Annotated in this window: 20 protein-coding genes; 15 read left to right on the plus strand and 5 right to left on the minus strand. The window is 70.9% G+C overall.

Annotated elements, in window-relative coordinates:
* Positions 1 to 61: 61 nt before the first annotated feature.
* Together ABZO29_RS25750 and ABZO29_RS25755 are read right to left on the minus strand one after the other, a co-directional pair.
* Positions 62 to 1,702, minus strand: coding sequence for a penicillin-binding transpeptidase domain-containing protein (locus tag ABZO29_RS25750; RefSeq protein ID WP_367322544.1), 1,641 nt, complete (start codon positions 1,700 to 1,702; stop codon positions 62 to 64).
* A 142-nt stretch (positions 1,703 to 1,844) separates the two neighbouring features.
* Entirely contained in the window at positions 1,845 to 3,587 is a 1,743-nt protein-coding gene (locus ABZO29_RS25755; protein WP_367322545.1) for a dolichyl-phosphate-mannose--protein mannosyltransferase, read from the minus strand.
* A 114-nt stretch (positions 3,588 to 3,701) separates the two neighbouring features.
* On the opposite strand from ABZO29_RS25755, the gene rsmI reads away from it, so the two are divergent.
* From rsmI to ABZO29_RS25810, 11 genes are all read left to right on the plus strand, one after another.
* Positions 3,702 to 4,562: a 16S rRNA (cytidine(1402)-2'-O)-methyltransferase gene (gene rsmI, locus ABZO29_RS25760; RefSeq protein WP_367322546.1), complete on the plus strand. Its 861-nt coding sequence runs from the start codon at positions 3,702 to 3,704 to the stop codon at positions 4,560 to 4,562.
* A 234-nt stretch (positions 4,563 to 4,796) separates the two neighbouring features.
* Entirely contained in the window at positions 4,797 to 5,204 is a 408-nt protein-coding gene (locus tag ABZO29_RS25765) for a hypothetical protein (protein WP_367322547.1), read from the plus strand.
* A 47-nt stretch (positions 5,205 to 5,251) separates the two neighbouring features.
* Positions 5,252 to 6,199: a TatD family hydrolase gene (locus ABZO29_RS25770; RefSeq protein ID WP_367322548.1), complete on the plus strand. Its 948-nt coding sequence runs from the start codon at positions 5,252 to 5,254 to the stop codon at positions 6,197 to 6,199.
* 217 nt (positions 6,200 to 6,416) lie between these two features.
* Complete coding sequence (locus ABZO29_RS25775) at positions 6,417 to 7,685, plus strand: ubiquitin-like domain-containing protein (protein WP_367326245.1); 1,269 nt, start codon at positions 6,417 to 6,419, stop codon at positions 7,683 to 7,685.
* Positions 7,686 to 7,827: 142 nt separating this feature from the next.
* A complete protein-coding gene (rsmA, locus tag ABZO29_RS25780) occupies positions 7,828 to 8,718 on the plus strand; it encodes a 16S rRNA (adenine(1518)-N(6)/adenine(1519)-N(6))-dimethyltransferase RsmA (protein WP_367322549.1) in 891 nt (296 codons plus the stop codon).
* Positions 8,715 to 9,617: a 4-(cytidine 5'-diphospho)-2-C-methyl-D-erythritol kinase gene (locus ABZO29_RS25785; protein WP_367322550.1), complete on the plus strand. Its 903-nt coding sequence runs from the start codon at positions 8,715 to 8,717 to the stop codon at positions 9,615 to 9,617. Before rsmA ends, ABZO29_RS25785 begins: the two co-directional genes overlap by 4 nt.
* 121 nt (positions 9,618 to 9,738) lie before the next feature.
* Positions 9,739 to 10,845 carry a peptidoglycan recognition family protein gene (locus tag ABZO29_RS25790; protein ID WP_367322551.1) on the plus strand — a complete coding sequence of 369 codons (1,107 nt, stop codon included), beginning with the start codon at positions 9,739 to 9,741 and terminating at the stop codon, positions 10,843 to 10,845.
* A gap of 115 nt (positions 10,846 to 10,960) precedes the next feature.
* Positions 10,961 to 12,763 carry an ABC-F family ATP-binding cassette domain-containing protein gene (locus tag ABZO29_RS25795; RefSeq protein ID WP_367322552.1) on the plus strand — a complete coding sequence of 601 codons (1,803 nt, stop codon included), beginning with the start codon at positions 10,961 to 10,963 and terminating at the stop codon, positions 12,761 to 12,763.
* A 231-nt stretch (positions 12,764 to 12,994) separates the two neighbouring features.
* A complete protein-coding gene (locus tag ABZO29_RS25800; protein ID WP_367322553.1) occupies positions 12,995 to 14,773 on the plus strand; it encodes a PQQ-binding-like beta-propeller repeat protein in 1,779 nt (592 codons plus the stop codon).
* 475 nt (positions 14,774 to 15,248) lie between these two features.
* Positions 15,249 to 17,093 (plus strand): PQQ-binding-like beta-propeller repeat protein, encoded by a 1,845-nt coding sequence (locus ABZO29_RS25805; protein ID WP_367322554.1) that lies wholly within the window; start codon positions 15,249 to 15,251, stop codon positions 17,091 to 17,093.
* 235 nt (positions 17,094 to 17,328) lie between these two features.
* Complete coding sequence (locus tag ABZO29_RS25810; protein ID WP_367322555.1) at positions 17,329 to 18,018, plus strand: LuxR C-terminal-related transcriptional regulator; 690 nt, start codon at positions 17,329 to 17,331, stop codon at positions 18,016 to 18,018.
* Between the two features lie 145 nt (positions 18,019 to 18,163).
* On the opposite strand, the gene ABZO29_RS25815 is transcribed toward ABZO29_RS25810, so the two are convergent.
* Both ABZO29_RS25815 and ABZO29_RS25820 read right to left on the minus strand, forming a co-directional pair.
* The gene (locus ABZO29_RS25815) at positions 18,164 to 18,463 is read right to left on the minus strand and encodes a hypothetical protein (protein ID WP_367322556.1); all 300 of its coding nucleotides are present in this window, start codon (positions 18,461 to 18,463) and stop codon (positions 18,164 to 18,166) included.
* Between the two features lie 21 nt (positions 18,464 to 18,484).
* A complete protein-coding gene (locus tag ABZO29_RS25820; RefSeq protein WP_367322557.1) occupies positions 18,485 to 20,191 on the minus strand; it encodes a sodium:solute symporter family protein in 1,707 nt (568 codons plus the stop codon).
* Between the two features lie 121 nt (positions 20,192 to 20,312).
* Here ABZO29_RS25820 and galT point away from each other — a divergent pair, with 121 nt between their 5' ends.
* From galT to galK, 3 genes are read left to right on the plus strand one after another with little or no spacing between them, the layout of a single operon-like run.
* Positions 20,313 to 21,374: a galactose-1-phosphate uridylyltransferase gene (gene galT / locus ABZO29_RS25825; protein ID WP_367322558.1), complete on the plus strand. Its 1,062-nt coding sequence runs from the start codon at positions 20,313 to 20,315 to the stop codon at positions 21,372 to 21,374.
* A complete protein-coding gene (gene galE / locus ABZO29_RS25830) occupies positions 21,371 to 22,348 on the plus strand; it encodes a UDP-glucose 4-epimerase GalE (RefSeq protein ID WP_367322559.1) in 978 nt (325 codons plus the stop codon). The genes galT and galE overlap by 4 nt, the downstream gene beginning before the upstream one ends.
* Positions 22,349 to 23,503, plus strand: a complete 1,155-nt coding sequence (gene galK / locus ABZO29_RS25835; protein WP_367322560.1) for a galactokinase — start codon at positions 22,349 to 22,351, stop codon at positions 23,501 to 23,503.
* Between the two features lie 59 nt (positions 23,504 to 23,562).
* On the opposite strand, the gene ABZO29_RS25840 is transcribed toward galK, so the two are convergent.
* A complete protein-coding gene (locus ABZO29_RS25840; protein WP_367326246.1) occupies positions 23,563 to 24,018 on the minus strand; it encodes a GNAT family N-acetyltransferase in 456 nt (151 codons plus the stop codon).
* 260 nt (positions 24,019 to 24,278) lie between these two features.
* Here ABZO29_RS25840 and ABZO29_RS25845 point away from each other — a divergent pair, with 260 nt between their 5' ends.
* A complete protein-coding gene (locus ABZO29_RS25845; protein WP_367322561.1) occupies positions 24,279 to 25,052 on the plus strand; it encodes a LuxR C-terminal-related transcriptional regulator in 774 nt (257 codons plus the stop codon).
* The last annotated feature ends 14 nt before the right edge of the window (positions 25,053 to 25,066 follow it).

A 25,066-nucleotide genomic window follows, 5' to 3' on the forward strand; every position in this document is an offset into this window, starting at 1 on the left:
GCTACCCTCACAAACCCCAACGACGGCAACCAGAGTAGGGTCCCGGCCCGCGCGGGTGACGTCAGCCCCCGGTTCGTAGCACGGCTGCGACAATCGGCCCGGCCGCGTCGACGCCGTGACCGGCGTCCTGGGCCATGGCCGCGGCGGCGATGTCGTTGCGGTAGCCCGTGAACCAGCTGTTGGACTTCGACTGCCCGTCGACCTCGGCGGAGCCGGTCTTCGCGCCGATGCGGCCGCTGAGTTCGGCCATCACTCCGGCCGCGGTGCCGCTGGTCGCGGTGCGGTTCATCATCGCGCGCAGTTGCCTGACCGTACTCGCGTCCAGGCCCTGTGCCTTGGCCGGTTCACGGTCGTCGAGGCCCAGCGGCACGATCACCGGCTGGCGGAAGGTGCCCGTCATCGCGGTCGCCGTCACCGACGCCATGTTCAGCGGGCTCATCTGGACCTGGCCCTGGCCGATGAGGTTGGCCGCCTTGTCCGGGCCGCCCGCTGCCGGGACCGAGCCGTCGAAGGAGGGGATGCCGGTCTTCCAGTTGTCCTTGCCGAGCCCGAAGCGGTTCTGCGCCTCGTCGCTCAGGGACTCCGTCTTCAGATCGTCCGTGTACTTGATGAAGGCCGTGTTGCAGGAGCGGGCGAAGCTGTCGGAGAGTGTCGCGTTCTCGTCCGGGGCGAGGTCCTTGAGGTTGTGGAAGGTCTGGCCCTCCCACATCGCGTTCGGCGGGCAGGGTGCGGGACCGTTGGCGGTCGTGATGTCGTTGTCGATGAGCGTGGCCGCGGTGAGGATCTTCATCGTGGATCCGGGCGCGAGCTTGCCCAGGAACGCGGCGTTGAAGCCGTCCTTGCGGTGGTTGGCGACGGCCAGCACCTCGCCCGTGCTGGGCTTCACGGCCACGACCGACGACTCCGCGTACTTCTTCACGGCCTTCTCCGCGGCTGCCTGCACGCGCGCGCTGAGCGTCGTGCGCAACTTCCCCGCCCTGCCCTCGGCGAGGGTGAGCAGCGGGGTGTCGGCGGTCTCGGGGTCGGCGTGGTGGATCGCCAGCTCGACACCGGGCGTGCCGCCCGCCGTGTCGCCGTACTTGGCGCGCAGTTCGTCGAGGATCGGCCCGAGGGAGGGGTACTCGTCCTTGGTGAGGACCTGGTCGTTGCGATCCACGGCCTCGATCGGCGGGCTCGCCGACTCGCCGGTGACCAGCGTGTCGTCCATGTTCCGCAGCTCGGGGTGGACGATCGCCGGCTGCCAGTCGACCAGGGCCCGCCCGGTGGTCACCCCGCGCACCACCGTCAGCCGGCTCTTGTAGGCGAGGGGCTTGGACTTCCCCTCGTACGACACCGTTGCCTTCACCGTGAAGGGCATGGTGGCTCCGGTGGCCGTACCGGGCGTGATCTTCACGCCGGTGATGTGTGCGGCCTGGCTGTACGCCGTCAGCAGCGGCTCCGCCTTCTGCGCGTTGTTGGTGTACGACGCCGCGGTCGCCGCGTTCGCCTTCTCCCAGGCCGCGAAGAAGTCGGCCGTCGCCTTCTTCACCTCGGAACTGCTGGGCGGCCCCGTCTTCTTGGCCGCCGCCGCCCCGCCCGATCCGCCGCCGGATCCCCCGTCCCCGTTCAGAGCGGACACGATGTTGAAGGCCCCGTACCCGGCCCCGCCCACCATGACGGCGAACACCGTGCCGACTATGGCGGCCTTTGCCCCCTTGTGCATCCTTCCGATCCCTCCCCGTGAGCCTTCCCCGCGCCTTTTGAACGCGTTCAGAAGGCAGACCCTGCACGCACTGTATGCGGGATGAGGGTCTGCTGTGACGGGAGTTTGCGGAAGTTGGCCGAAGGGAGATCAGGGATCTGACTCAGACCCAGGTATCCAGCCACATCCGCGACCGCCACTGGTCGATGGGGATCGCCTGGCCGGTGTACAGGGGCCAGAAGTAGATGAAGTTCCAGGCGATCAGCAGTACCAGGACGCCCGCTCCCGTCGCGCCCGCGACGCGGCGGGTGTCCGTGGAGCCCGGGGGGCCGATGATCGCGCCGAGGAGCATGGCCACCGCCAGGCAGAGGAACGGCAGGAAGACGACGGCGTAGAAGAGGAAGATCGTGCGCTCCTGGTACATGAACCAGGGCAGGTAACCGGCCGCGATGCCGCAGGCGATCGCACCCGCGCGCCAGTCGCGGCGGAAGAACCAGCGCCACAGGACGTACAGGACCGCGAAGCAGGCCACCCACCACAGCAGCGGCGTGCCGATCGCGAGGACCTCGCGCGCGCACTTCTCGCCCGCGTCGACGGGGCAGCCGTCCTTGCCCGGCGACGGGGACTCGTAGAAGTACGACACGGGGCGGCCGAGGACGAGCCAGCTCCACGGGTTCGACTGGTAGTTGTGCGGCGAGGTCAGGTGGGTGTGGAACTCGTACACCTCGTGCTCGTAGTGCCACAGGCTGCGCCACCAGTCCGGGAACAGCCACGACCAGCTGCTGCCCTTTCCGTCGGTGACCGCCCAGTTGCGGTAGTAGCCGCCGGAGCCGTTGTCCGAGGAGAGGATCCAGCCCGTCCAGGAGACGACGTACGTCACGATCGCCACCGGGACCGTCGCCAGGAACGCGAAGCCCAGGTCGCGCTTGAGGACCGCCGAGTACGGGTGGCGGGCGCCCGCCACCTTGCGGGAGCCGACGTCCCACAGGACGGCCATCACGCAGAACGCGGCCAGGATGTACAGGCCGTTCCATTTCGTGCCGATGGCCAGGCCCAGCATCAGGCCCGCCAGCCAGCGCCAGGGGCGCCATCCGAAGCGGGTGGTCTCCGCCACGTGCGCGTCGGGGCGGTAGCGGCCGTCCGCGTCCGGCGCGAGCGCGGCCGCGAGTTTCTCGCGCGCCTTGTCCCGGTCGACGACCAGGCAGCCGAACGCGGCCAGCACGAAGAACATCAGCACACCGTCGAGCAGCGAGGTGCGGCTCATCACGAAGGCCAGACCGTCGACGGCCATGAGGGCGCCGGCCAGGCAGCCGAGGAAGGTGGAGCGGAACAGGCGGCGCCCGATGCGGCACAGCAGCAGCACCGAGAGCGTCCCCAGAAGCGCCGTCATGAAGCGCCAGCCGAACGGGTTGAACCCGAACATCAGCTCGCCGAGGCCGATGACGTACTTGCCGACCGGCGGGTGCACCACGTACGCCGCGTCCGTCGGGATCGACACGTGCCCGTTCGAGGAAAGGATCAGGTCGTTGGCGTTCTTGTCCCAGTTGACCTCGAAGCCGCGGTGGACGAGCGCCCAGGCGTCCTTGGCGTAGTACGTCTCGTCGAATATCACCTTCTTCGGGTTGCCCAGGTCCCAGAACCGCATCACACCCGCCATCAGCGTGACCAGCAGCGGGCCGACCCAGCCCGACCAGCGCGCGATGCGCTCGGCGCCCGCCCGCGGGATCCCGAGCGCCTGCCACAGCCGCGGGCTGGGCTCGGCGTACGGCGGCACGAGCCGGTCGCGGACATCGCTGGTGGGCGCCGCCGTGTATCCGAAACGGCGCAGCCGCTGCTGCCAGGAAGGCCGCTGGTCGTGCGGTGCCTGGCTCTGCCGGGTGTCCATGGAGGACGCGGTACTGGTCACCGCGCCATCGTAGGGAACCCTTCTGTGCGAGTCCCGTGCATGGGCGGGACCGGTCCGGATGCGACCGGTTCGGGCGGTCTCCAGGAGGGCGCCGGCCCCTGGGAGGATGGGGGTGTGACTGGAACCCTTGTTTTGGCGGGCACCCCCATCGGCGACATCGCGGACGCCCCGCCCCGGCTCGCCGAGGAACTGGCCGGTGCGGACGTCGTCGCCGCCGAGGACACGCGGCGGCTGCGGCGGCTGACGCAGGCGCTGGGCGTGACGCCCAAGGGGCGCGTCGTGTCGTACTTCGAGGGCAACGAGTCAGCCCGTACGCCGGAGCTGGTCGAGGAGCTCGTCAACGGCGCGCGCGTACTGCTCGTCACCGACGCCGGGATGCCGTCCGTCTCCGACCCCGGCTACCGGCTGGTCGCCGCGGCCGTCGAGAAGGACGTCCGCGTCACCGCGGTGCCCGGCCCGTCCGCCGTGCTCACCGCGCTCGCGCTGTCCGGGCTGCCCGTCGACCGGTTCTGCTTCGAGGGGTTCCTGCCGCGGAAGGCGGGGGAGCGGCTGTCGCGGCTTCGGGAGGTGGCGCGGGAGCGCCGGACGCTCGTGTACTTCGAGGCCCCGCACCGGCTCGACGACACCCTCGCCGCGATGGCCGAGGTGTTCGGCGCGGAGCGGCGGGCCGCCGTCTGCCGTGAACTGACCAAGACGTACGAGGAGGTCAGGCGCGGCCCGCTGGGCGAGCTGGCGGAGTGGGCCGCGGACGGCGTGCGGGGTGAGATCACCGTCGTCGTCGAGGGGGCGGCGGAGCAGGGACCGCAGGAGCTCGACGCCGCGGAACTGGTGCGGCGGGTACGGGTGCGCGAGGAGGCGGGGGAGCGGCGCAAGGAGGCGATCGCGGCGGTGGCGACGGAGGCCGGACTGCCGAAGCGGGTGGTGTTCGACGCGGTGGTGGCGGACAAGAACGCCGCTTCGCAAAGTGGTGCGTGAGGTAGGTCATACCCCCTCTGAGCAGGGCGCATCTCCTCTGAGCGCGCGCCCCGCGGGCGGGCAAAAGCGCTTCCCCGAAAGGCAAAGTCCGGACCCGGTGCGCAGGCCGGTATGGCAAGGAACGTCCAAATCGGATCCAACACTCGACAGGGCTGGTGCGTTCACGCCGGTGGAAGCGTCCACTGGTTGAGGGGACGCAACCGTCCCTGTGTCCAGCGGACCAGAGGAGCTGGCATGAGTGAGATCGCAGGGCAGACCGGCCTTCGCAGCGCGGCGACCGCCATCGTCCACGAGTCGTACTCCTTCGCCTGCATGCGGTGCGGGCACGGCTGGGAGCAGTCCTACGAGATAGAGCACCACACGGACGCCCAGGGCCAGGAGTTCGTCATGTACGTAGCCGACGGTCGCGTCGTGCCGTCGCCGTTGAGCCGCCCCGCGTGTCAGAACTGTGACGGCCATGTCGTGCGCATCATGCGGGCCGGGCAGGTCTCGTCGGTGCTCAGCGCGGAGCGCCGGCACCAGCACCGCGCACCACAGGCCGGGCCGGTGGAGGCGCCCGTGTCGGCCCGGGAGCGGCCGAGGGAGCAGCACCACTGGCACCTGTCCGACCTTCTGCACCCCTTCCAGCGCAGGACGAGCTGACACGCTCCGCGATCGGTGAGGGCATGCCCCTTTCGTAGGATCGGGGCATGCCTTCGAACGCCTCCGGCCCCACCGAGAAGAACGCGGCCCCGCCGCCGCTCCCGGAACCCCTCCGGGTCCCGGTCGCCGACTCGCACACCCACCTCGACATACAGTCCGGCACGGCCGAGGAAGTTCTTGCCAAGGCTGCGTCGGTTGGGGTCACTACGGTCGTGCAGGTCGGCTGCGACGTGGCCGGCTCGCGGTGGGCGGCCGAGACCGCGGCTCGGTACGACGCCGTCCACGCGACGGTCGCCCTGCATCCCAACGAGGCCCCGCGCATCGTGCACGGCGACCCCGACGGCTGGTCGCGGCAGGGAGCGCGCGAGCCGGGAAACCAGGGGGCGGCCCGCAGGGCCTCGGTTGAGGGTGGTGGTGGGAGACGGGCGGGCGACGCCGGCCTCGACGAGGCGCTCGCCGAGATCGACCGTCTGGCCGCGCTGCCCCAGGTCAAGGGCGTCGGCGAGACGGGCCTCGACTACTTCCGCACCGGCCCGGAGGGCAAGGCGGCCCAGGAGAAGTCCTTCCGCGCCCACATCGAGATCGCCAAGCGGCACGGCAAGGCACTCGTCATCCACGACCGCGACGCCCACGCCGACGTGCTGCGCGTCCTGAAGGAGGAGGGCGCTCCCGAGCGGACGGTGTTCCACTGCTACTCGGGGGACGCGGAGATGGCGGAGATCTGTGCCGGCGCCGGATACTTCATGTCCTTCGCCGGCAACGTCACCTTCAAGAACGCCCAGAACCTGCGCGACGCACTCGCGGTGGCGCCTCTGGAGCTGGTCCTGGTGGAGACGGACGCGCCCTTCCTGACGCCGGTGCCGTACCGCGGACGGCCCAACGCCCCGTATCTCATTCCGGTCACGGTGCGTGCCATGGCCGCCGTGCGCGGCATCGACGAGGACGCGCTGGCGACGGCGCTGGGGGCGAACACGGCCCGGGCCTTCGATTACTGACCGTGTGTGATGTGTAACTTACGCATCACGATCGAGGCTCGTCACCTCGGGCCCTCATGTCACTCCCCGTAGTCATGTTGCTTTGGGGGGTGACCGATCTCCGCTAGGTTCTCGGGCCGATCCGGGCCCCTCTGGACCTCTGGAGCGTGTCGGCGTGAGCAACTCCCAGTACGAGCTGTACGGCCAGTGGTCGAGCCCCGCGTATGCGCACGGGGACATGTACGTACCCGGTTACGAGGACGCGTACATGCCTGCCCACCAGGACACGTACGCGTCCGTGTACGAGGTGCCGGATGCGGCGCTTCCGTGGCAGCGGGCGCAGGCGCCGGTGGTGCGCCCCCGGGTGGGGCGGCGGGGTGCGCGCCGGCGCAAGGTGCGGTACGCCGAGCGCGTGGAGGGTTCCGTGCGCCGTCTGCTGCCGCAGGCGCTGGTCGTCGCGTTCCTCGCGGGCGGCACCACCGCGTTCGTCGCCAAGGACAAGACGATCGAGCTCACCGTCGACGGGAAGCCGCGCACGCTGCACACCTTCGCCGACGACGTGACCGAACTGCTGGCGGAGCAGGGCGTGGAAGTGGGGGCGCACGACGCGGTCACACCCGCCCCAGGCACGGAACTCGACAGCGGCGACGAGGTGACGGTGCGCCACGGGCGCCCCGTACGGCTCACGCTGGACGGGCACCGGCGCGAGGTGTGGACGACCGCGCGCACGGTGGGTGGGGCGCTCAAGGAACTGGGGGTGCGTGCGGAGGGGGCGTATGTGTCCGTCGCGCGCTCCCTGAGCATCGGGCGTGCGGGGCTCACGCTCGACGTACGGACCGAGCGCGCGGTGACGATCATGGCAGACGGCCGGGCGCGCACCATCCGCACCAACGCGGCGACCGTCCGCGAGGCCGTCGAGCAGGCCGGCATCACCCTGCGCGGCCAGGACACCACGTCCGTCGCGCCGGGAAGCTTCCCACGCGACGGGCAGACCGTCACCGTGCTGCGGATCACGGGGGCGAGGGAGGTCCGGGAGGAGCCGATCCCGTTCGACGTGGAACGGACCGACGACTCCTCACTGTTCCGGGGGACGGAGGTCGTCGAGCGGCCGGGGGAGCCGGGGCTGCGGCGGGTCACGTACGCCCTGCGCACCGTCAACGGGGTCGGGCAGAAGCCGCGGCGGACGAGGACCGAGGTGGTGCGGGAGCCGCGGGCGCAGGTGGTGAAGGTGGGGACGAAGCGGTTGCCGACGTCGGGGCGGGAGGTGGACGAGCTGAACTGGGAGGGGCTGGCGGAGTGCGAGTCGGGTGGGCGGGCCGATGCGGTGGATCCTTCGGGGACGTATGGGGGCTTGTACCAGTTCGACGCGCAGACCTGGGAGAGCCTTGGGGGGCGGGGACGGCCGGAGGATGCGTCGGCGGCGGAGCAGACGCATCGGGCGAAGAGGCTGTACATGCGGCGGGGGGCTGGTCCTTGGCCGCATTGCGGGGCGCGGTTGGCCGAGTGAGCGTCGGCTGTCTGGCCGGCCTGTGCCGGTGCGGGAGGTGGGTCGCGCAACCCGGGCGCCGGCGGGGTGCCGCCCGCGCCCACCCGTGCCGCCCCCGGGCGGCACGCATGCCCGCGGTTTGCGAGCCCGTACCCTTATGGCCGTGAGCAGCCCCACCCCCGACGCCCTTCTCGGGCCCGCCGACGTCCGTGAACTCGCGGCAGCCCTCGGTGTGCGCCCCACCAAGCAGCGCGGCCAGAACTTCGTGATCGACGCGAACACGGTGCGCCGTATCGTGCGCACCGCGGACGTCGGGCCCGACGACGTGGTCGTCGAGGTCGGCCCGGGGCTCGGTTCGCTCACCCTCGCGCTGCTGGAGGTCGCCGACAGGGTCACGGCCGTCGAGATCGACGACGTACTGGCCGGCGCGCTCCCGGCCACGATCGCGGCCCGGATGCCGCAGCGGGCCGACCGGTTCGCCCTCGTGCACTCCGACGCGATGCACGTCGCCGAGCTGCCGGGCCCCGCGCCGACCGCGCTGGTCGCGAACCTGCCGTACAACGTCGCCGTACCCGTCCTGCTGCACATGCTCGAGACGTTCCCGAGCATCGAACGGACGCTGGTGATGGTGCAGTCCGAGGTCGCCGACCGGCTGGCCGCCGCCCCCGGCTCGAAGGTGTACGGGGTCCCCTCGGTCAAGGCCAACTGGTACGCCGAGGTCAAGCGGGCCGGAGCCATCGGGCGCAACGTCTTCTGGCCGGCGCCCAACGTCGACAGCGGGCTGGTCTCCCTCGTCCGCCGGGCGGAGCCGATCAAGACGACCGCCTCGAGGCGCGAGGTCTTCGCCGTCATCGACGCGGCCTTCGCGCAGCGCCGCAAGACCCTGCGGGCCGCGCTCGCCGGTTGGGCCGGGTCGGCCGCCGCGGCCGAGGCGGCCCTCGTCGCGGCCGGGGTCTCGCCGCAGGCGCGCGGGGAGTCGCTGACGGTCGAGGAGTTCGCGCGGATCGCCGAGAACGCCCGGAACGCCGACAACGAGGAGCCCGGTCACCAGTGAGCGTCACCGTACGCGTCCCCGCCAAGGTCAATGTCCAGCTCGCGGTGGGTGCCGCACGCCCGGACGGCTTCCACGACCTGGCCAACGTCTTTCTGGCGGTCGGCCTGTACGACGAGGTCACGGTGACCCCGTCGCCGGACGGGCTGCGCGTGACCTGCGCGGGACCGGACGCCGACCAGGTCCCCCTGGACCGTACGAACCTGGCGGCCCGCGCTGCCGAGGCCCTCGCCGGCCGGTACGGCCGTACGCCCGATGTGCACATCCACATCGCCAAGGACATCCCGGTCGCCGGCGGCATGGCGGGCGGGAGCGCTGACGGGGCGGGCGCGCTGGTCGCCTGCGACGCGCTGTGGGGCACGCGCGCCTCGCGGGACGAACTCCTCGACATCTGCGCCGAGTTGGGCAGTGATGTGCCGTTCAGCCTGGTCGGCGGGGCGGCACTCGGGACGGGCCGCGGGGAGAGGCTGACGGCGCTTGAGGTCGGCGGCACCTTCCACTGGGTGTTCGCGATGGCGGGGCGGGGCCTGTCGACGCCGGCAGTGTTCCGGGAGTTCGACCGGCTCGGCGAGGGGCTCGACATCCCTGAGCCCGTCGCCTCCCGCGAACTCCTCGACGCCCTCGCCAAGGGCGACCCCGACGCGCTCGCCTCCGCCGTCTCCAACGACCTGCAGCCCGCCGCCCTTTCCCTCTTCCCGGAGCTCGCCGACACCCTCGCCGCGGGCCGCACCGCCGGTGCGCTCGCCGCGCTGGTCTCCGGCTCGGGCCCGACGACGGCGTTCCTCGCCAGGGACCCCGAGGCAGCGGCGAAGGCGGCCGAGGCGCTGCGGGACTCGGGGACGTGCCGGACGGTGCGCACGGCGTCGGGTCCGGCGCCGGGCGCGACGGTGATCTTCGCCTGATCTCCACAAGGAAGTCCTCCTTTCGGAGTACGGATGGGGCGGGTGGGACCACTAGGGTCGCTTGATGTTTCAAGCGCCCCGTGTGGCGCACCGTCAAGTGCACAGCGGAAGGGCCACGTTCGTGTCCGAACCCCCCACCCCCACCCACCGCAGGAAGCGGTCCCTCTCCCGGCGCGGCGTGATCGGCGCCGCCGCGGCCGTGGCCGGCGGGGCCGCCGTCACCCCGGCGGTCTTCGCCGCGACCGACTCCGGTGACACCGCGGCCGACACCTCCGGCACCACGCCCGAGAAGTTCCCCGCCACCCGCACGGAGGCCGCGACCGGCACCGGTGCGGCGACCACCTCCTTCGCCACCTCCTACGTCGGCGTCCGCTGGAGCGGCGCACAGGACGGCGCGGGCATCCGTTTCACGGACGGCGAGGCCTCCCCGGGCACCTGGCAGACCCTCGACGGCGGCTGCGCGACCGTCGACGACGGCGGTACGGCGCTGATCGCGTCCGGCGCCGCCACGGCGTACGAGGTGAAGGCGCCGGACGGGGCGACGGGCGTGCGCTCGCTCGCCATCGACACCACCGGCGGCCCGGACCGCACCTTCAAGGTCCCCTCGGAGCCGACCCGGGTGCGGGGCGTGCGCTACCTCTGCCGCGCGGCCTGGGGCGCCGACGAGTCCAAGCGGTACAAGGACGGCAATGGCAACTCGCCCGAGAAGTACTACCCGTTGCAGTCGATCACGGTCCACCACACGGCCGGGCCCAACGCCGACCCGGACCCGGCGGCGACCGTGCGGGCGATCTACGAGTACCACGCGGTCACCCTCGACTGGGGCGACATCGGCTACCACTTCCTGATCGACGAGGCCGGCACGGTCTACGAGGGCCGCTACTCCGGCGACGACGGCATCCCCGCCTTCGACCCCGACGGCAACGTGGTCACCGCCTTCCACACCGCCGGCTTCAACTCCGGCAACCTGGGCATCGCCCTCCTCGGCACCCTGACCGAGCAGGGCCCGACAGCCGCCGCCAAGGCCTCCCTGACCCGGCTGATCAAGGTGATCGCCCGCTTCAAGGGCCTGGACCCGCAGGCGAAGATCACCTACGTCAACCCGGTCAACGGCGTGACCAAGGACGTGACGACGGTGAGCGGCCACCGCGACTGGCTGCAGACCGAGTGCCCCGGCCAGACGATGTACGACCTGCTGAACGAGGTCCGCGCGGCCGCCTCCCGCTGAGCTGCCGGATCGGCCGGCCTGAGCTGCCGGATCGGCCGGCCTGAGCTGCCGGATCGGTCAGCCTCCCCGCGCACATTAGGCTGGGAGGCTGACCGTCCCCGTGCGCAGGAGTGAAATGGCCGTCAACCTGGTCAATGTCGAGAACGTCAGCAAGGTGTACGGCACCCGTACCCTCCTCGACGGCATCTCGCTCGGCGTGTCCGAAGGGGACCGGATCGGCGTCGTCGGCCGCAACGGCGACGGCAAGACGACGCTGATCCGGATGCTCGCCAAGCTGGAGGAGGCCGACTCCGGGCGGGTCACGCACTCCGGGGGGCTGCGGATGGGCGTGCTCACCCAGCACGACTCCCTCGATCCCGAGGCGACCGTCCGGCACGAGGTCATCCGGGACCTGGCCGACCACGAGTGGGCGGGCAACGCCAAGATCCGGGACGTGCTGACCGGCCTGTTCGGCGGGCTCGACCTGCCGGGCTTCCCCCAGGGCCTCGACACCGTGATCGGCCCGCTCTCCGGCGGCGAGCGGCGCCGTATCGCGCTGGCCAAGCTGCTCATCGAGGAGCAGGACCTGATCGTCCTCGACGAGCCGACCAACCACCTCGACGTCGAGGGCATCGCCTGGCTCGCCGGGCACCTCCAGGTCCGCCGCTCGGCGCTCGTCTGCGTCACTCACGACCGCTGGTTCCTCGACCAGGTCTGCACCCGCATGTGGGACGTGCAGCGCGGCGCGGTGCACGAGTACGAGGGCGGCTACTCCGACTACGTCTTCGCCCGCGCCGAGCGCGAGCGCATCGCCGCCACGGAGGAGGCCAAGCGGCAGAACCTCGTCCGCAAGGAGCTGGCCTGGCTGCGGCGCGGCGCCCCCGCCCGTACGTCCAAGCCCCGCTTCCGCGTCGAGGCCGCCAACGAGCTCATCAAGGACGTGCCGCCGCCCCGGGACAGCAGCGAGCTGATGAAGTTCGCCTCCTCACGGCTCGGCAAGACCGTCTTCGACCTCGAGGACGTCACCGTGCAGGCCGGCCCCAAGGTGCTCCTCAAGCATGTGACGTGGCAGCTCGGGCCCGGCGACCGCATCGGTCTCGTCGGCGTCAACGGCGCGGGCAAGACGTCCCTGCTGCGGGCCATGGCCGAGGCCGCCCGGACGGAGGGTGAGACGCAGCCCGCCGGAGGCCGCGTCAGCGTCGGCAAGACCGTCAAGCTCGCCTACCTCTCCCAGGAGGTCGGCGAACTCGACCCGAACCTGCGGGTCCTGGAAGCCGTCCAGCGGGTCCGCGAGCGCGTCGACCTCGGCAAGGGGCGGGAGATGACCGCCGGTCAGTTGTGCGAGACGTTCGGTTTCACCAAGGAGAAGCAGTGGACGCCGGTGGGGGACCTGTCCGGCGGTGAGCGGCGCCGGCTCCAGCTGCTGCGCCTGCTCATGGACGAGCCGAACGTCCTCTTCCTCGACGAGCCCACCAACGACCTCGACATCGAGACCCTCACCCAGCTCGAGGACGTCCTCGACGGCTGGCCCGGCTCGATGATCGTCATCTCCCACGACCGGTTCTTCGTCGAGCGGACGACGGACCGGGTCCTCGCCCTGCTCGGCGACGCCACGCTGCGGATGCTGCCGCGCGGCATCGACGAGTACCTGGAGCGACGGCACCGCATGGAGGAGGCCGCGGCGGCCGCGGCTCCGGTGGCGGCCAAGCCCGCGCCCGAGAAGAACGCCGCAGACCAGCGCGCCGCCAAGAAGGAGCTGCAGAGGATCGAGCGGCAGTTGGACAGGATCTCCGAGAAGGAGACCAGGCTGCACGCGCAGATCGCCGAGAACGCGACGGAGTTCGCGAAGGTGGCCGAACTCGACGCCGAGCTGCGCGTGTTGGCGGGGGAGCGCGAGGAGCTGGAGATGCGCTGGCTCGAACTTGCCGAGGACGCATAGGCGTTGCGGGGCGCGAGGTCGCGGCGCGCGCGTCCCGTGAAGGGGGCGTGAAGGCGCGTAACGAGGGCATCACGGCCCGGTCCTCCCTTGGGAACAGGGGCGGATCCGGGCCGGTGTGCTGTCAGTCCCGAGTGGTAGAAAGGGCCGACTGAGAACTTTCTGAGTACGACTCTGGGTCCATCGCGTACCTCAGGGCGTGGCCAAAAATCAGTGACGAGGGGGAACACGCTGATGGCTCAGCCGCCCAACCAGCCACCACAGCAAGGCGGTTTCGGCCCGCCGCAGGACCAGCCGCCGCAGCCGCAACAGCCGCCGCAACAGCCCGGCTTCGGCGCACCCCAGGCGCCCCAGAACCCGCCCCAGCCCCCGCCCGCCCCGCAGCCCGGTTACGGCTATCCGCAGCAGCCCGGCCCCTACGCCCAGCCCGGCGGGCCGTACGGCACACCCCAGGGCGCGCCCGGCCCGTACAACGCGCCCGGTCCGTACGGCCAGCCGCAGCAGCCGGGGCCGTACGGCCAGCCGGGGTACGGCTACCCGTCCCAGCCGCAGTTCCCGGGCGCGCCCGGCACCCCGCCGCCCGGATCCCGCAACCCCTTCAAGGGCAGGCCCGCGGTGATCGTCGGGGCCGCGGTGGCGGCGCTGCTCGTCATCGGCGGCACCGTGTGGGCGGTCAGCGGCGACGACGGCAAGAAGGAACCGGTCGCCGGGCCGAGCGGTGACGACAAGCCCTCCGCGGGCGACAGCCCGGTCAACCCCGGTGACGGAAACGGCGACGGCGGTGAGGACCCGGAGGACTTCAACGCCGACCGGCAGGCCGGTGAGGCGAAGGTGCTCTGGTACAAGGAGGCGCCCGACGCACCCGCCTCCGGCGCCGACGCCGCCGGCATGTGGATCACCGGCAAGACCGCGGTGAAGGCGGCGTACAAGGAGCTCGTCGCCTACAACGTCGGTGACGGCAGGCCGACCTGGGACCCCGTCGCCTTCCCTCAGAAGATCTGCGCGGTCACCCCGCAGAAGACGTCCGACGACAAGATCGTCGTCGCGTACATGAGCGGCTCCAGCGACCGCGCCAAGTGCAACCAGCTCCAGCAGATCGACCTGGGCACCGGCGCGAAGGGCTGGAGCGGCACGGTCTCGGACGGCGAGCTGTTCGACAGCGCGCTCACCGTCGAACTCTCCATCACCGGCAAGACACTGATGGTGGGCCGTTCTCAGTCCGGCACGGCCTATGACGTGACCAGCGGCAAGAAGCTGTTCGACAAGAAGAAGTACGGCGACGCCTGCTTCCCGACGTCGTTCGCGGGCGGCACCCGGCTGATCTCGGTCGCGTCCTGCGGTGCCGGCGGCACCAACGAGCACGACGAGATGCAGGAGCTGGACCCGGCGACCGGCAAGGTCAAGTGGACCCAGAAGTTCGACAAGGGCTGGACGGTCGCGCGCACCTACTCCGTCGACCCGCTCGTCGTCTACAGCACCAACAAGGACAAGAACGCGTGGAACATCTCCACGCTCAAGGCCGACGGTGCGTTCCGCTCGCAGGTCGGCTTCGACGAGGACTTCGCCCCCGAGTGCGGCTTCGCCGTCCTCCAGCGCAACCTCACGGGCTGCCAGGGCACCGCCGCCGACGCCGACACCCTCTACCTGCCCACCGAGGCCACCAGCGGCCCGAACGAGATCGTCGCCATCAACCTCGCCACCGGCAAGGAGAAGTGGCGCGTGAAGTCCCCGGCGGACGAGTCGATGCTGCCGATCCGGGTCGAGGGCGGCAAGCTCATCGCCTACGTCGAGCCGTCGTACGACGCGGCCGGCCAGGTCGTGTCGATCCCGACGACCGGCAGCAGCCACACGACGACGAAGCTGCTCCAACTGCCCGAGGCCACCGCGGACATCGAGAACGGCTTCTACTCGCGGGCCGTGGACTGGGTCGGCGGGCGCTTCTACATCTCCACCACCCGGCTGTCGGGCAATGACGACACGAAGGAGAAGCTGATGCTCGCCTTCGGCAAGTGAGCCGGTGGCTGCCGCCGGCTGATCGGTCGACGGCTCGGCGCCGGCCGGCTCCGCGCGTCCCGGCTCCGCGCCGGGCGGGTTCGAGCCGGTCGGCTCCGCGACGGGTCGGCCGCGGTGACGGTTCCGGCGCCCAGCCGGGCCATGGCGCTCGGCTTCGCGCTCGCGCGGGGCGCGGGTGGGGCTGCCGGTTCCCAACGGGCCCGCGCCGGTCACCCGGGCCCGGGTCGGCTGGTTCCGTATCGGTCGGCTCGGTGTCGGCCGGGTCTCCGGATGGTTCCGCACCCGGCGGGTCCGACCGGCAGGTTCCGCGGCCGCAGAGTCGACCGGCCCCGTTCCGGCCGGCCCCCTGCCCATCGACCCCGTCCCGACCGGCCCCGTGCCGAACCGGTCCGCGCCGACCGGCATCCCGTCCGCGTCCCGTCCGCGTCCCGTCCCCGTCCGCTCCCCGCTCCCGTCTTTCCGAGGTACGCACACCATGACCCAGCCGCCGCCCCCACCGCCCAACCAGCCCCCGCAGGGGGGAGGTTTCGGCGCGCCGCAGGATCAGCCGCCGCAGGACACCCCGCCACAGGGCGGCTTCGGCGCACCGCAGAGCCCGCCGAACCCCGGCAACGCCCCGGAGCCGGGCTACGGATACCCCCAGGCGCCTCCGGCAGCCCCGCCCACGCCGCCGGGCCGGCAGCCACAGCCCGGGTACGGATACCCGCAGGCACCCGCCGGACACGGCTACCCCGGCCAGCAGCCCGGCCCTTACGGCCAGCAGACGCCGGCGTACGGTCAGCCGCAGCCGCCGAACCCGTACGGGCAGCAGCCCGGTTACGGCTACCAGCAGCCGACCATGCCGCTGCAGCCGCAGGCGGGCGGGTCCGGCGGAGGCGGCAAGCTCAACGCACAGCTGATGATCATCGTCGGCGCCGTCGTGGCCATCGCGCTGATCGTCGGCGGCGGCATCTGGTACTCGTCCTCGTCCGGCGACGACGGCAAGAAGGACGACACCGCGAGCTCCAGCGGCGGCACAGGCGGCAAGGACGACAAGGGCGGCAACGGGGGCACGTCCTCCGGCGGCACGGAGAAGGTGCCCGCCGACCCGGCCGCCAAGGTCCTCTTCCAGGTCCCCGCGCCCTCGGTCAAGGACACGTACGTGGTGTCCGGCTCCTGGATCACCGACAAGGCGTACGTCAAGAGCGGCGTGGCCGAGATCGTCGGCTACGACCGCGACAAGGGCACCAGGCTGTGGACGATCAAGCTGCCCGGGCCGGTGTGCCAGGCCAGCCGCTTCTCCACCGACGCCAACAGGACGGCGATCGTCTTCCAGCCCAAGATGCCGCCCAAGAACTCGACCGCGGGCTGCAGCCAGGTCGCGGCGATCGACCTCGCGGCGGGCAAGAAACTGTGGGAGAAGACCGTCAACGCCGGTGACTCCCCGATCAACTGGGACAACGTCACCGTCAGCGCCGGCACCGTCGCCGTGGGCAGCACCAGGGGCGGCGCCGCCTTCGATATCGGCTCCGGCAAGCTGCTGTGGTCGCCGAAGGCCACCGACACCTGCTACGACGCCGGTTACGGCGGTGGCCCGAAGCTGGTGGCGGTGCGCAAGTGCGGTGACTACGGCGCACGCCGGCTGCACATCCAGACCATCGACCCGGCCTCCGGGAAGGTGATCTCCGAGTACCAGCTGGCCACCGGCATCGAGTACGCGAGCGTCGTGTCGACCGACCCGCTGGTCGTGGCCGCCGACGTCGGCGACACCGCGGGCGACGGCAGTGGCATCTCGGACTTCTTCTCCATCGACAACAAGACCGGCAAGCTGCGCACCCGGATCTCGGCGCCGGGCGACTCGTACGCCGCCCGCTGCGACGGCATATCCAAGATCGAGTACTGCGCCGGTATCGCGGTCGGCAACGACCGGCTGTACATCCCGACCGAGGAGCACGACGGCACCGGCGAGTACAGCCAGACCAACGAGATCGTGGCGTTCGACCTGGCCAGCGGCAAGCAGACCGGCCAGCGTGCCGACGCCGGTGACGGGTACACCATCACGCCGCTGCGGATGGACGGCGGCAACGTGATCGCGTACAAGCGTCCGCCGTACGACAAGGGTGGCCAGATCGTCAGCATCGAGGGCGGGTCCTTCAAGCAGACGAAGCTGCTGGAGAATCCGGACTCCGAGGCGGTGCGGGACGCGGAGACCAGCATGTCTCCCGAGTACGCCGAGATCCTCTACTCGCAGGGACACCTGTACATGGCGGGCGTGTACGCCGACGAGGCCAGAGCGGGTGAGAAGGAGTACCTGGCGCTGGCGTTCGGTACGAGCGGTTGATTCGTGCGCTTGATCGACGGCCCCGTCCCTGTTCAGGGGCGGGGCCGTTCGCGTACCGCTCATCACCCACGAATGAGAGGAATTTCGGCGATCCGGGGCACTTCTCACCGGTAGGGGGAGCGCAACGTCGAACAAGCGTGTAGCTTCCGGGGGCATGAAGGGCGGGGGTGCCGGGGGGCGCCCTCTGTCCATTCGGACCAGTGGGCATCCATTGGGGGGACTGGGGGGTTGCTCGATGGGAGTGCGGCTCATGGTGGTCGACGACCACCGACTGCTCGCCGAGGCGCTGGCCTCGGCGCTGAAGCTGCGAGGACACCGGGTGCTCGCGGCGGCGGCGCCGGCCGCGGGTGCGGCGGAGTTGGTGATCACGCGTGCACCTGAGGTGTGCCTGCTGGGGACGGCCACGCCCGCCGAGCCCGGGATCTTCGATCCCGTGGTGAAGATCAAGCGGGAGCGGCCGCAGGTAGCCGTGCTGGTGCTGGGGCCCGTGCCGAGCCCACGGGGCATCGCGGCGGCCTTCGCGGCGGGGGCGTCGGGGTACGTGCGTCACGACGAGCGCATCGAGGGCGTCGAGCGGGCGATCATGAAGGCGCGGGCGGGGGAGGCGGCGGTGGCGCCGCAGCTGCTGCAGGGCGCGTTCAGCGAGTTGCTCAATCCCGCCGCCCAGCCGGACGACGAGGGCCAGCGGCTGCTGCAGATGCTCACGCCTCGGGAGGTGGAGGTCCTGGTCCGGGTCGCGGACGGCGAGGACACGAGGCTGATCGCGGCGGGCATGGGCATCGCACCGTCCACCGCCCGCACCCACGTCCAACGCGTCCTGATGAAACTGGGCGTCGGCTCCCGCCTGGAGGCAGCGGCACTGGCGGCACGAACGGGCTTGCTGGACAGGGCGGGCCCGACGGGGCGGCCGGAGCAGGAGTCCTAGCCCTGGCGCCCAGCCACGCGTTGGTCCGCGGGCATGCGTGCCGCCTGGGGCGGCACGGGTGGGCGCGGGCGGCGCCCCGTCAGCGCCGCGTTGCGCGACCCACCCCGCGCCGACAGTAGCCCTCGTCAGCCGTGAAGCTCCGCCCTCACTCCACGGTCCTGTCCTCCGGCGGCGGCGGAGCCGTGGGCCTCAGCTTCAGCCACGCCAGGAAGAAGATCCCCAGGAGCAGCATCCCCAGCCCCGTCCAGAGGTTGATGTTCACGCCCTGCGCCTTGTCGATCGCCGCGTCGTCGTCCGTGAGGCCCGTGATCGTGACGATGACGCCGTACAGCACGAACAGGCCACCGATGATGCGCCGGATGTCGAAGAGCCGCGCGGCGGTGGTGGACTTGGTCTCCAGCTCGGTGATCTCCCGCTGGAGGTTCTCCTCGGAGTACTCGGACATGGTCTCTCCATCCTCCCGCGGTCAGATCGAGAACGGGATGTAGCAGGCGGCGGCCAGGATCAGCGCACCCCAGCCCAGCAGCGCCGGCTTGCGGTACCACGCGTCGTCCCCGGCGGCGGGCGGCTCGGCCATGCCAGGGGAGCGGGTGCCGTAGACGAGGCCCTGCAGTTCCGCGGCCGGCTTGGGGGCCGTGAAGAGGGACACGGCGACCATCACCACCGCACCGGCCACGAAGCCCGCGATCGCCGAGACGAAGTTGGCGCCCTGGTCGGTGGGGATGTCGATGATGTCCCTCTTGTAGATGACGAAGTAGTTGATCATCGCGGCGGTCGTGCCCGCGAGCAGGCCCCAGAAGCCCGACTTCATCGACGCCCGCTTCCAGAACATGCCGATGATGAACACCACGAACATCGGCACGTTGAAGAAGGAGAACAGTGTCTGCAGATAGCTCATGATGTTCGAGAACGACGACGCCAGGAACGCCGTGCCGATCGACGCCAGCACCCCGATCGCCGTGATCAGACGGCCGAAGCGGACGTAATACGCGTCCTCCCGGTGCCGCACCACGTACTTCGCCCAGATGTCCGTCGTGAACACCGTGTTGAAGGAGGAGACGTTCGCCGCCATGCCGGCCATGAACGCGGCCAGCAGGCCCGTCACGGCGATGCCCAGAACGCCGTTCGGCAGCAACTGCCTCATCAGGTACGGGATCGCGTGGTTGTACTGGAGGTCGGACCGGGCAGTGCCGATGCTCGGGACCACGACCGCCGCCACCAGGCCCGGGATCATCACCAGGAAGACGATGAAGATCTTCGGGAACGCGGCGATCAGGGGTGTGCGCTGGGCCGCCGAGAGGTTCTTCGCCGACAGGGCCCGCTGTACCTCGGCGAAGTTCGTCGTCCAGTAGCCGAAGGACAGCACGAAGCCCAGTCCCAGGACGATCGTCAGCCAGTTCGCGCCCAGCGGGTTGGCGTCGCCGATGCCGGTGCCGCCCCACGCCGTCACGAAGTCGGGGCTGTGCGTCTTGGTGAGGGAGTCCTCGAGCCCGTCCCAGCCCCCGACCTTCTTCAGACCGAGCACGGAGATCGGGATCAGGGCCGCCAGGATCACGAAGAACTGCAGCACCTCGTTGTAGATCGCGGAGGACAGGCCGCCGAGGGTGATGTATGCCAGCACGAAGAAGCCGGCCACCACGATCGCCACCCACTGCGGCCAGCCGAGCAGGGCCTCCACGACGATCGCGAGGGCGTAGAGGTTCACGCCGGCGATCAGGATGGCGGCGAAGGCGAACAGGATCGAACTGAGCAGGTGGGCCCACTTGTCGAAACGCAGCAGGAGGAACTCGGGAACGGAGCGGACCTTGCTGCCGTAGTAGAACGGCATCATCACCAGGCCCAGGAAGACCATCGCCGGGATGGCGCCGATCCAGTACCAGTGGGTGGTGTAGACGCCGTACTGTGCGCTGTTCGCGGCCATGCCGAGGATCTCGGTGGCGCCCAGGTTCGCCGCGATGAACGCGAGGCCGGTGACCCAGGCGGGCAGGGAGCGGCCGGAGAGGAAGAAGTCGAGGCTGGTCTTCACCGAGCGGCGGGCGGCGAACCCGATGCCCAGGACGACGGCGAAGTAGATCCCGAGGATCGTGTAGTCGAGCCAGTTCGTGGGGAGCCGTAGCTCGGCTGCGAGGTGTGTGGGGGATGTGTGCGACATGTGGAACGTGGGGGTTCGCATGCACTGCTCACTTCGCTTGGTGTTCTTTGTTTGGTTGTGGTGGTGACGTCCGTGCGGGTTTGTGCTTTGATGCGTTCGGTTCTGTTTGATGCCTTGCTGGACGTAGGGATGGGGAGTCGCGGTGAAGAAGACCTCGACCAAGCTGGCCGACGGTCGTGAGCTGATCTACTACGACCTCGAGGACGACGCGGTGCGCGACGCCGTGGACCGGCGACCGCTGGAGCGCACGGTCACCACTTCGGCGGTGCGCCGCGACCCGCTGCTCGGTGACTCCGTCGCCATCGCCTCGCACCGCCAGGGCCGCACCTACCACCCGCCGGCCGACGAGTGCCCCCTGTGCCCCTCGCAGGGTGAGCGGCTGAGCGAGATCCCGGACTCGTCGTACGACGTCGTCGTCTTCGAGAACCGTTTCCCCTCGCTGGCGGGCGACTCCGGGCGCTGTGAGGTCGTCTGCTTCACTTCCGACCACAACGCGTCCTTCGCGGACCTCACCGAGGAGCAGGCGCGACTGGTGCTGGACGCCTGGACCGACCGGACGTCGGAGCTGTCGCATCTGCCCTCCGTCGAACAGGTGTTCTGTTTCGAGAACCGCGGTGCCGAGATCGGTGTGACACTGGGTCACCCGCACGGGCAGATCTACGCCTACCCGTTCACCACTCCGCGCACAGCGCTGATGCTGCGCCAGCTGGCCGCGCACAAGGAGGCGACCGGCGGCGAGAACCTGTTCGACGCCGTCCTGGAGCACGAACTCGCCGACGAGCGGGTCGTCCTCGAGGGTGAACACTGGGTGGCCTTCGTGCCGTACGCCGCGCACTGGCCGTACGAGGTGCACCTCTACCCGAAGCGCCGCGTGCCCGATCTGCTCGGGCTCGACGAGGAGGCGCGCACAGAGTTCCCCAAGGTCTATCTGGAACTCTTGAGGCGCTTCGACCGGATCTTCGGTGAGAGTGAGCCTCCGACGCCGTACATCGCCGCCTGGCACCAGGCGCCGTTCGGTCAGCTGGAGGAGTTCGACGGCGTCAGCCGCGACGACTTCGCGCTGCACCTCGAGCTTTTCACCATCCGCCGCACTTCCGGCAAGCTGAAGTTCCTCGCGGGTTCCGAGTCCGGCATGAGCGTGTTCATCAACGACGTGCCGCCGGAGCGCGCGGCCGAGCGACTGCGAGAGGTAGCGAGTTCATGAGCGGCAAGTATCTGGTCACGGGCGGTGCGGGGTACGTCGGCAGCGTGGTCGCCCAGCACCTCCTGGAGGCGGGGCACGAGGTCGTCGTCCTCGACAACCTCACCACCGGCTTCCGTGAGGGAGTACCGGCGGGCGCCTCGTTCATCGAGGGCGACATCCGTGACGCCGCCAAGTGGCTCGACTCCTCCTTCGACGCCGTGCTCCACTTCGCCGCGTTCTCGCAGGTCGGCGAGTCGGTCGTGAAGCCCGAGAAGTACTGGGACAACAACGTCGGCGGCACCATGGCCCTGCTCGGCGCCATGCGTGACGCGGGCGTGCGCAAGCTGGTCTTCTCCTCCACGGCCGCCACGTACGGCGAGCCCGTCAACACGCCCATCACCGAGGCCGACCCGACGGCGCCGACCTCGCCGTACGGCGCCTCGAAGCTCGCCGTCGACCACATGATCACCGGTGAGGCCGCCGCCCACGGCCTCGGCGCGGTCAGCCTGCGCTACTTCAACGTCGCGGGCGCGTACGGTGCGTACGGAGAGCGGCACGACCCCGAGTCGCACCTCATCCCGCTGGTCCTGCAGGTCGCGCTGGGCCGCCGTGAGGCGATCTCCGTTTTCGGCGACGACTACCCGACGCCGGACGGCACCTGCGTCCGCGACTACATCCACGTCGCCGACCTGGCCGAGGCCCACCTGCTGGCGGTGCGGGCCGCGCGGCCCGGCGAGCACCTGATCTGCAACCTCGGCAACGGCAACGGCTTCTCCGTCCGCGAGGTCATCGAGACGGTCCGCCAGGTCACCGGCCACCCCATCCCCGAGATCGTGGCCCCGCGCCGGGGCGGCGACCCGGCGGTGCTGGTGGCGTCGGCCGCCACCGCCCGGGAGAAGCTGGGCTGGAACCCGTCCCGCGCGGACCTCGCGGGGATCGTCGCGGACGCGTGGGAGTTCACGCGGACCCTCGTCAGCAGCGCAAGGGAGCAGTAAGTGGCGGCAGAGCAGGTGCGGGACGGTTTCGTGGCGCTCTACGGAACCGAACCGGAAGGTGTCTGGTCGGCCCCGGGCCGCGTCAACCTCATCGGTGAGCACACCGACTACAACGACGGCTTCGTCATGCCCTTCGCGCTGCCGCACACCGCGGTCGCGGCGGTCTCACGGCGCGAGGACGGCGTACTGCGCCTGCACTCGGCGGACGTCGCGGGCGGTGTCGTGGAGCTGCGGCTGGACGAGCTGGCTCCCCAGAGCGACCGGAACTGGACGGCGTACCCGGCGGGCGTCGTCTGGGCGCTGCGCGAGGCCGGCCACCCCGTCACCGGAGCCGACATCCATCTCGCCTCGACGGTCCCCTCCGGTGCGGGCCTGTCGTCGTCGGCGGCCCTGGAGGTCGTCGTCGCGCTCGCCCTGAACGACCTGTACGAGCTCGGCCTGGAGCGTTGGCAGCTGGCGCGCCTGTGCCAGCGCGCCGAGAACGTGTACGTCGGCGCCCCCACCGGGATCATGGACCAGACGGCGTCGGCGTGCTGCGAGGCCGGCCACGCCCTGTTCCTCGACACCCGGGACCTGTCCCAGAAGCAGATCCCCTTCGACCTCGCCGCCGAGGGCATGCGCCTGCTCGTCGTCGACACCCAGGTCAAGCACGCCCACAGCAACGGCGAGTACGGCAAGCGCCGCGCCGGCTGCGAGAAGGGCGCGGCCCTGCTCGGCGTCGACGCGCTGCGGGACGTGCCGTACGCCGGGCTCGACGCGGCCCTGGAGCGGCTGGGCGACGAGGAGGAGGTCCGCCGGCTGGTCCGCCACGTCGTCACGGAGGACGAGCGGGTGGAGCGGGTGGTGTCCCTGCTGGAGTCGGGCGACACCCGTGCCATCGGCCCGGTCCTGACGGAGGGCCACGCCTCTCTGCGGGACGACTTCCGCATCTCCTGCCCCGAGCTGGACCTGGTCGTCGACACCGCCCTGGCGAACGGTGCCCTCGGTGCCCGGATGACGGGCGGCGGCTTCGGCGGCTCCGCGATCGTGCTCGCCGAGGCGGCCGACGTGGAGACGATCTCCAAGACGGTCGAGGAGGCCTTCGGCGCGGCCGGCTTCACGGCGCCGCGCCTGTTCGAGGCGGTACCGGCGGCGGGGGCGCGGCGGCTGGTCTGAGCGTGCGGATCACCCCCTGTGCCGGGGGGTGACCTCACCCTGCGCCAGGAACCCGGTCCTTACCCCAGCCGCTTCGTGAGGGTGTACTCCGTGATCCCCGGCGGATAGTCCTCGATCACGCACACCACCTCGTAGCCCAGCCGCTTGTAGAACTCCGGGGCCTGGAAGTCCCACGTCTCCAGGCGCACCCGACGGCAGTCGCGCTGTTCGCGGGCGACGCGTTCCGCCTCCGAGAGCAGGCGGGTGCCGAGGCCCGTGCCGCGGTGGCGTTCGTCGACCCACAGGTACGCCACATGCAGCCAGGTCGTCCAGGTGTGGCCGACCAGGCCGCCGGCCAGCTCGGAGGCCTCGTCCAAGGCCCAGACGTGCAGGGGGACTTCGCGTTCGCCGGGAGTGCCGCGCAGGGCGCGGAGTATGGGCGAGGCAGCGGTGTTGGTGTCGCGCAACCGGGAACGGAGAAGATCGCGCCGGGCCTTGTCGACTTCTGTCTCAATGCGAAACATGCGGCACACCATAAACGTGCTGGCCAACCAGTTCTGCAAATTACCTTCCGCTCCCCGCTCACAGCCCTACCCTGATGAGCAGCACCGGTGGGGGCCGGTGCTGATCAGGGGGCGAGACAGTCGGGTACGACGCCCGCAGTGGGGGTAGCAGTCTCTGCACGGCGGCGGCCGTGCGGTGCGAGCGGCCCTCCGGGCGTCGTACCCGTGCCGGTCGTCGTTCTCCGGACCTTGGGGTATCCCCTGCTCTTCAGGAGCCTGGGGAAGGGGGTTTCGTGGTTCGCATCCGAGTTCTGGTCGTCGACGACCACCGTATCTTCGCCGAGTCGCTCGCCGCGGCCCTGGCCGCCGAGCCCGACGTCGACGTGTCCGCGGCCGGCAGCGGCCCCGCCGCGCTGCGCAGCCTGGAGCGCGCGGCAGCCGAGGGCCGCCGTTACGACGTGCTGCTCGTCGACGCCGATCTGGGCGGCAACGTTCCGGGCGTCCGGCCCGCCGTGCCCGTGCAGGAGGTGGGCGAGGACGGTCTCGTCGACGGGATCTCCCTCGTCGCCGGGGTGCGGTCCGGGCAGCCCGGCGTACGGATCGTCGTCCTCGCCGAGAAGGACGACCCGCGCAGGGCGGCGCTCGCGCTGCAGGCCGGGGCGTCCGGCTGGGTGGCCAAGGACTGCTCGCTGTCCCGGCTGCTGACCGTCATCAGAGGGGTACTGCGGGACGAGACCCATCTGCCGCCCGCCCTGCTCACGGGCGTGCTGCGGGAGCTGACCGCCGCGCGCAAGCACCGCACCGAGAGCGAGCGGCTGGTGGAGTCCCTCACGCCGAGGGAGCGGGAAGTGCTGCGGTGCATGGTCGCGGGCCTCGGCCGCAAGGCCGTCGCCGAGCGGCTGTTCCTGTCACCGCACACCGTCCGCACCCATATGCAGAACGTCCTCGGCAAGCTGGGCGTCCACTCCACCCTCGCCGCCGTCGCGCTCGCGCGCCGCGCCGGGGTCGGGCCGGTCGATCTGGGGCCTGCCGGGCGGATCATGCCCGAGGAAAGCAGCAGCGCCTGATCAACACCGGTGTG

The organism is Streptomyces sp. HUAS ZL42 (genome assembly GCF_040782645.1).
Taxonomy (GTDB): Bacteria; Actinomycetota; Actinomycetes; order Streptomycetales; family Streptomycetaceae; genus Streptomyces.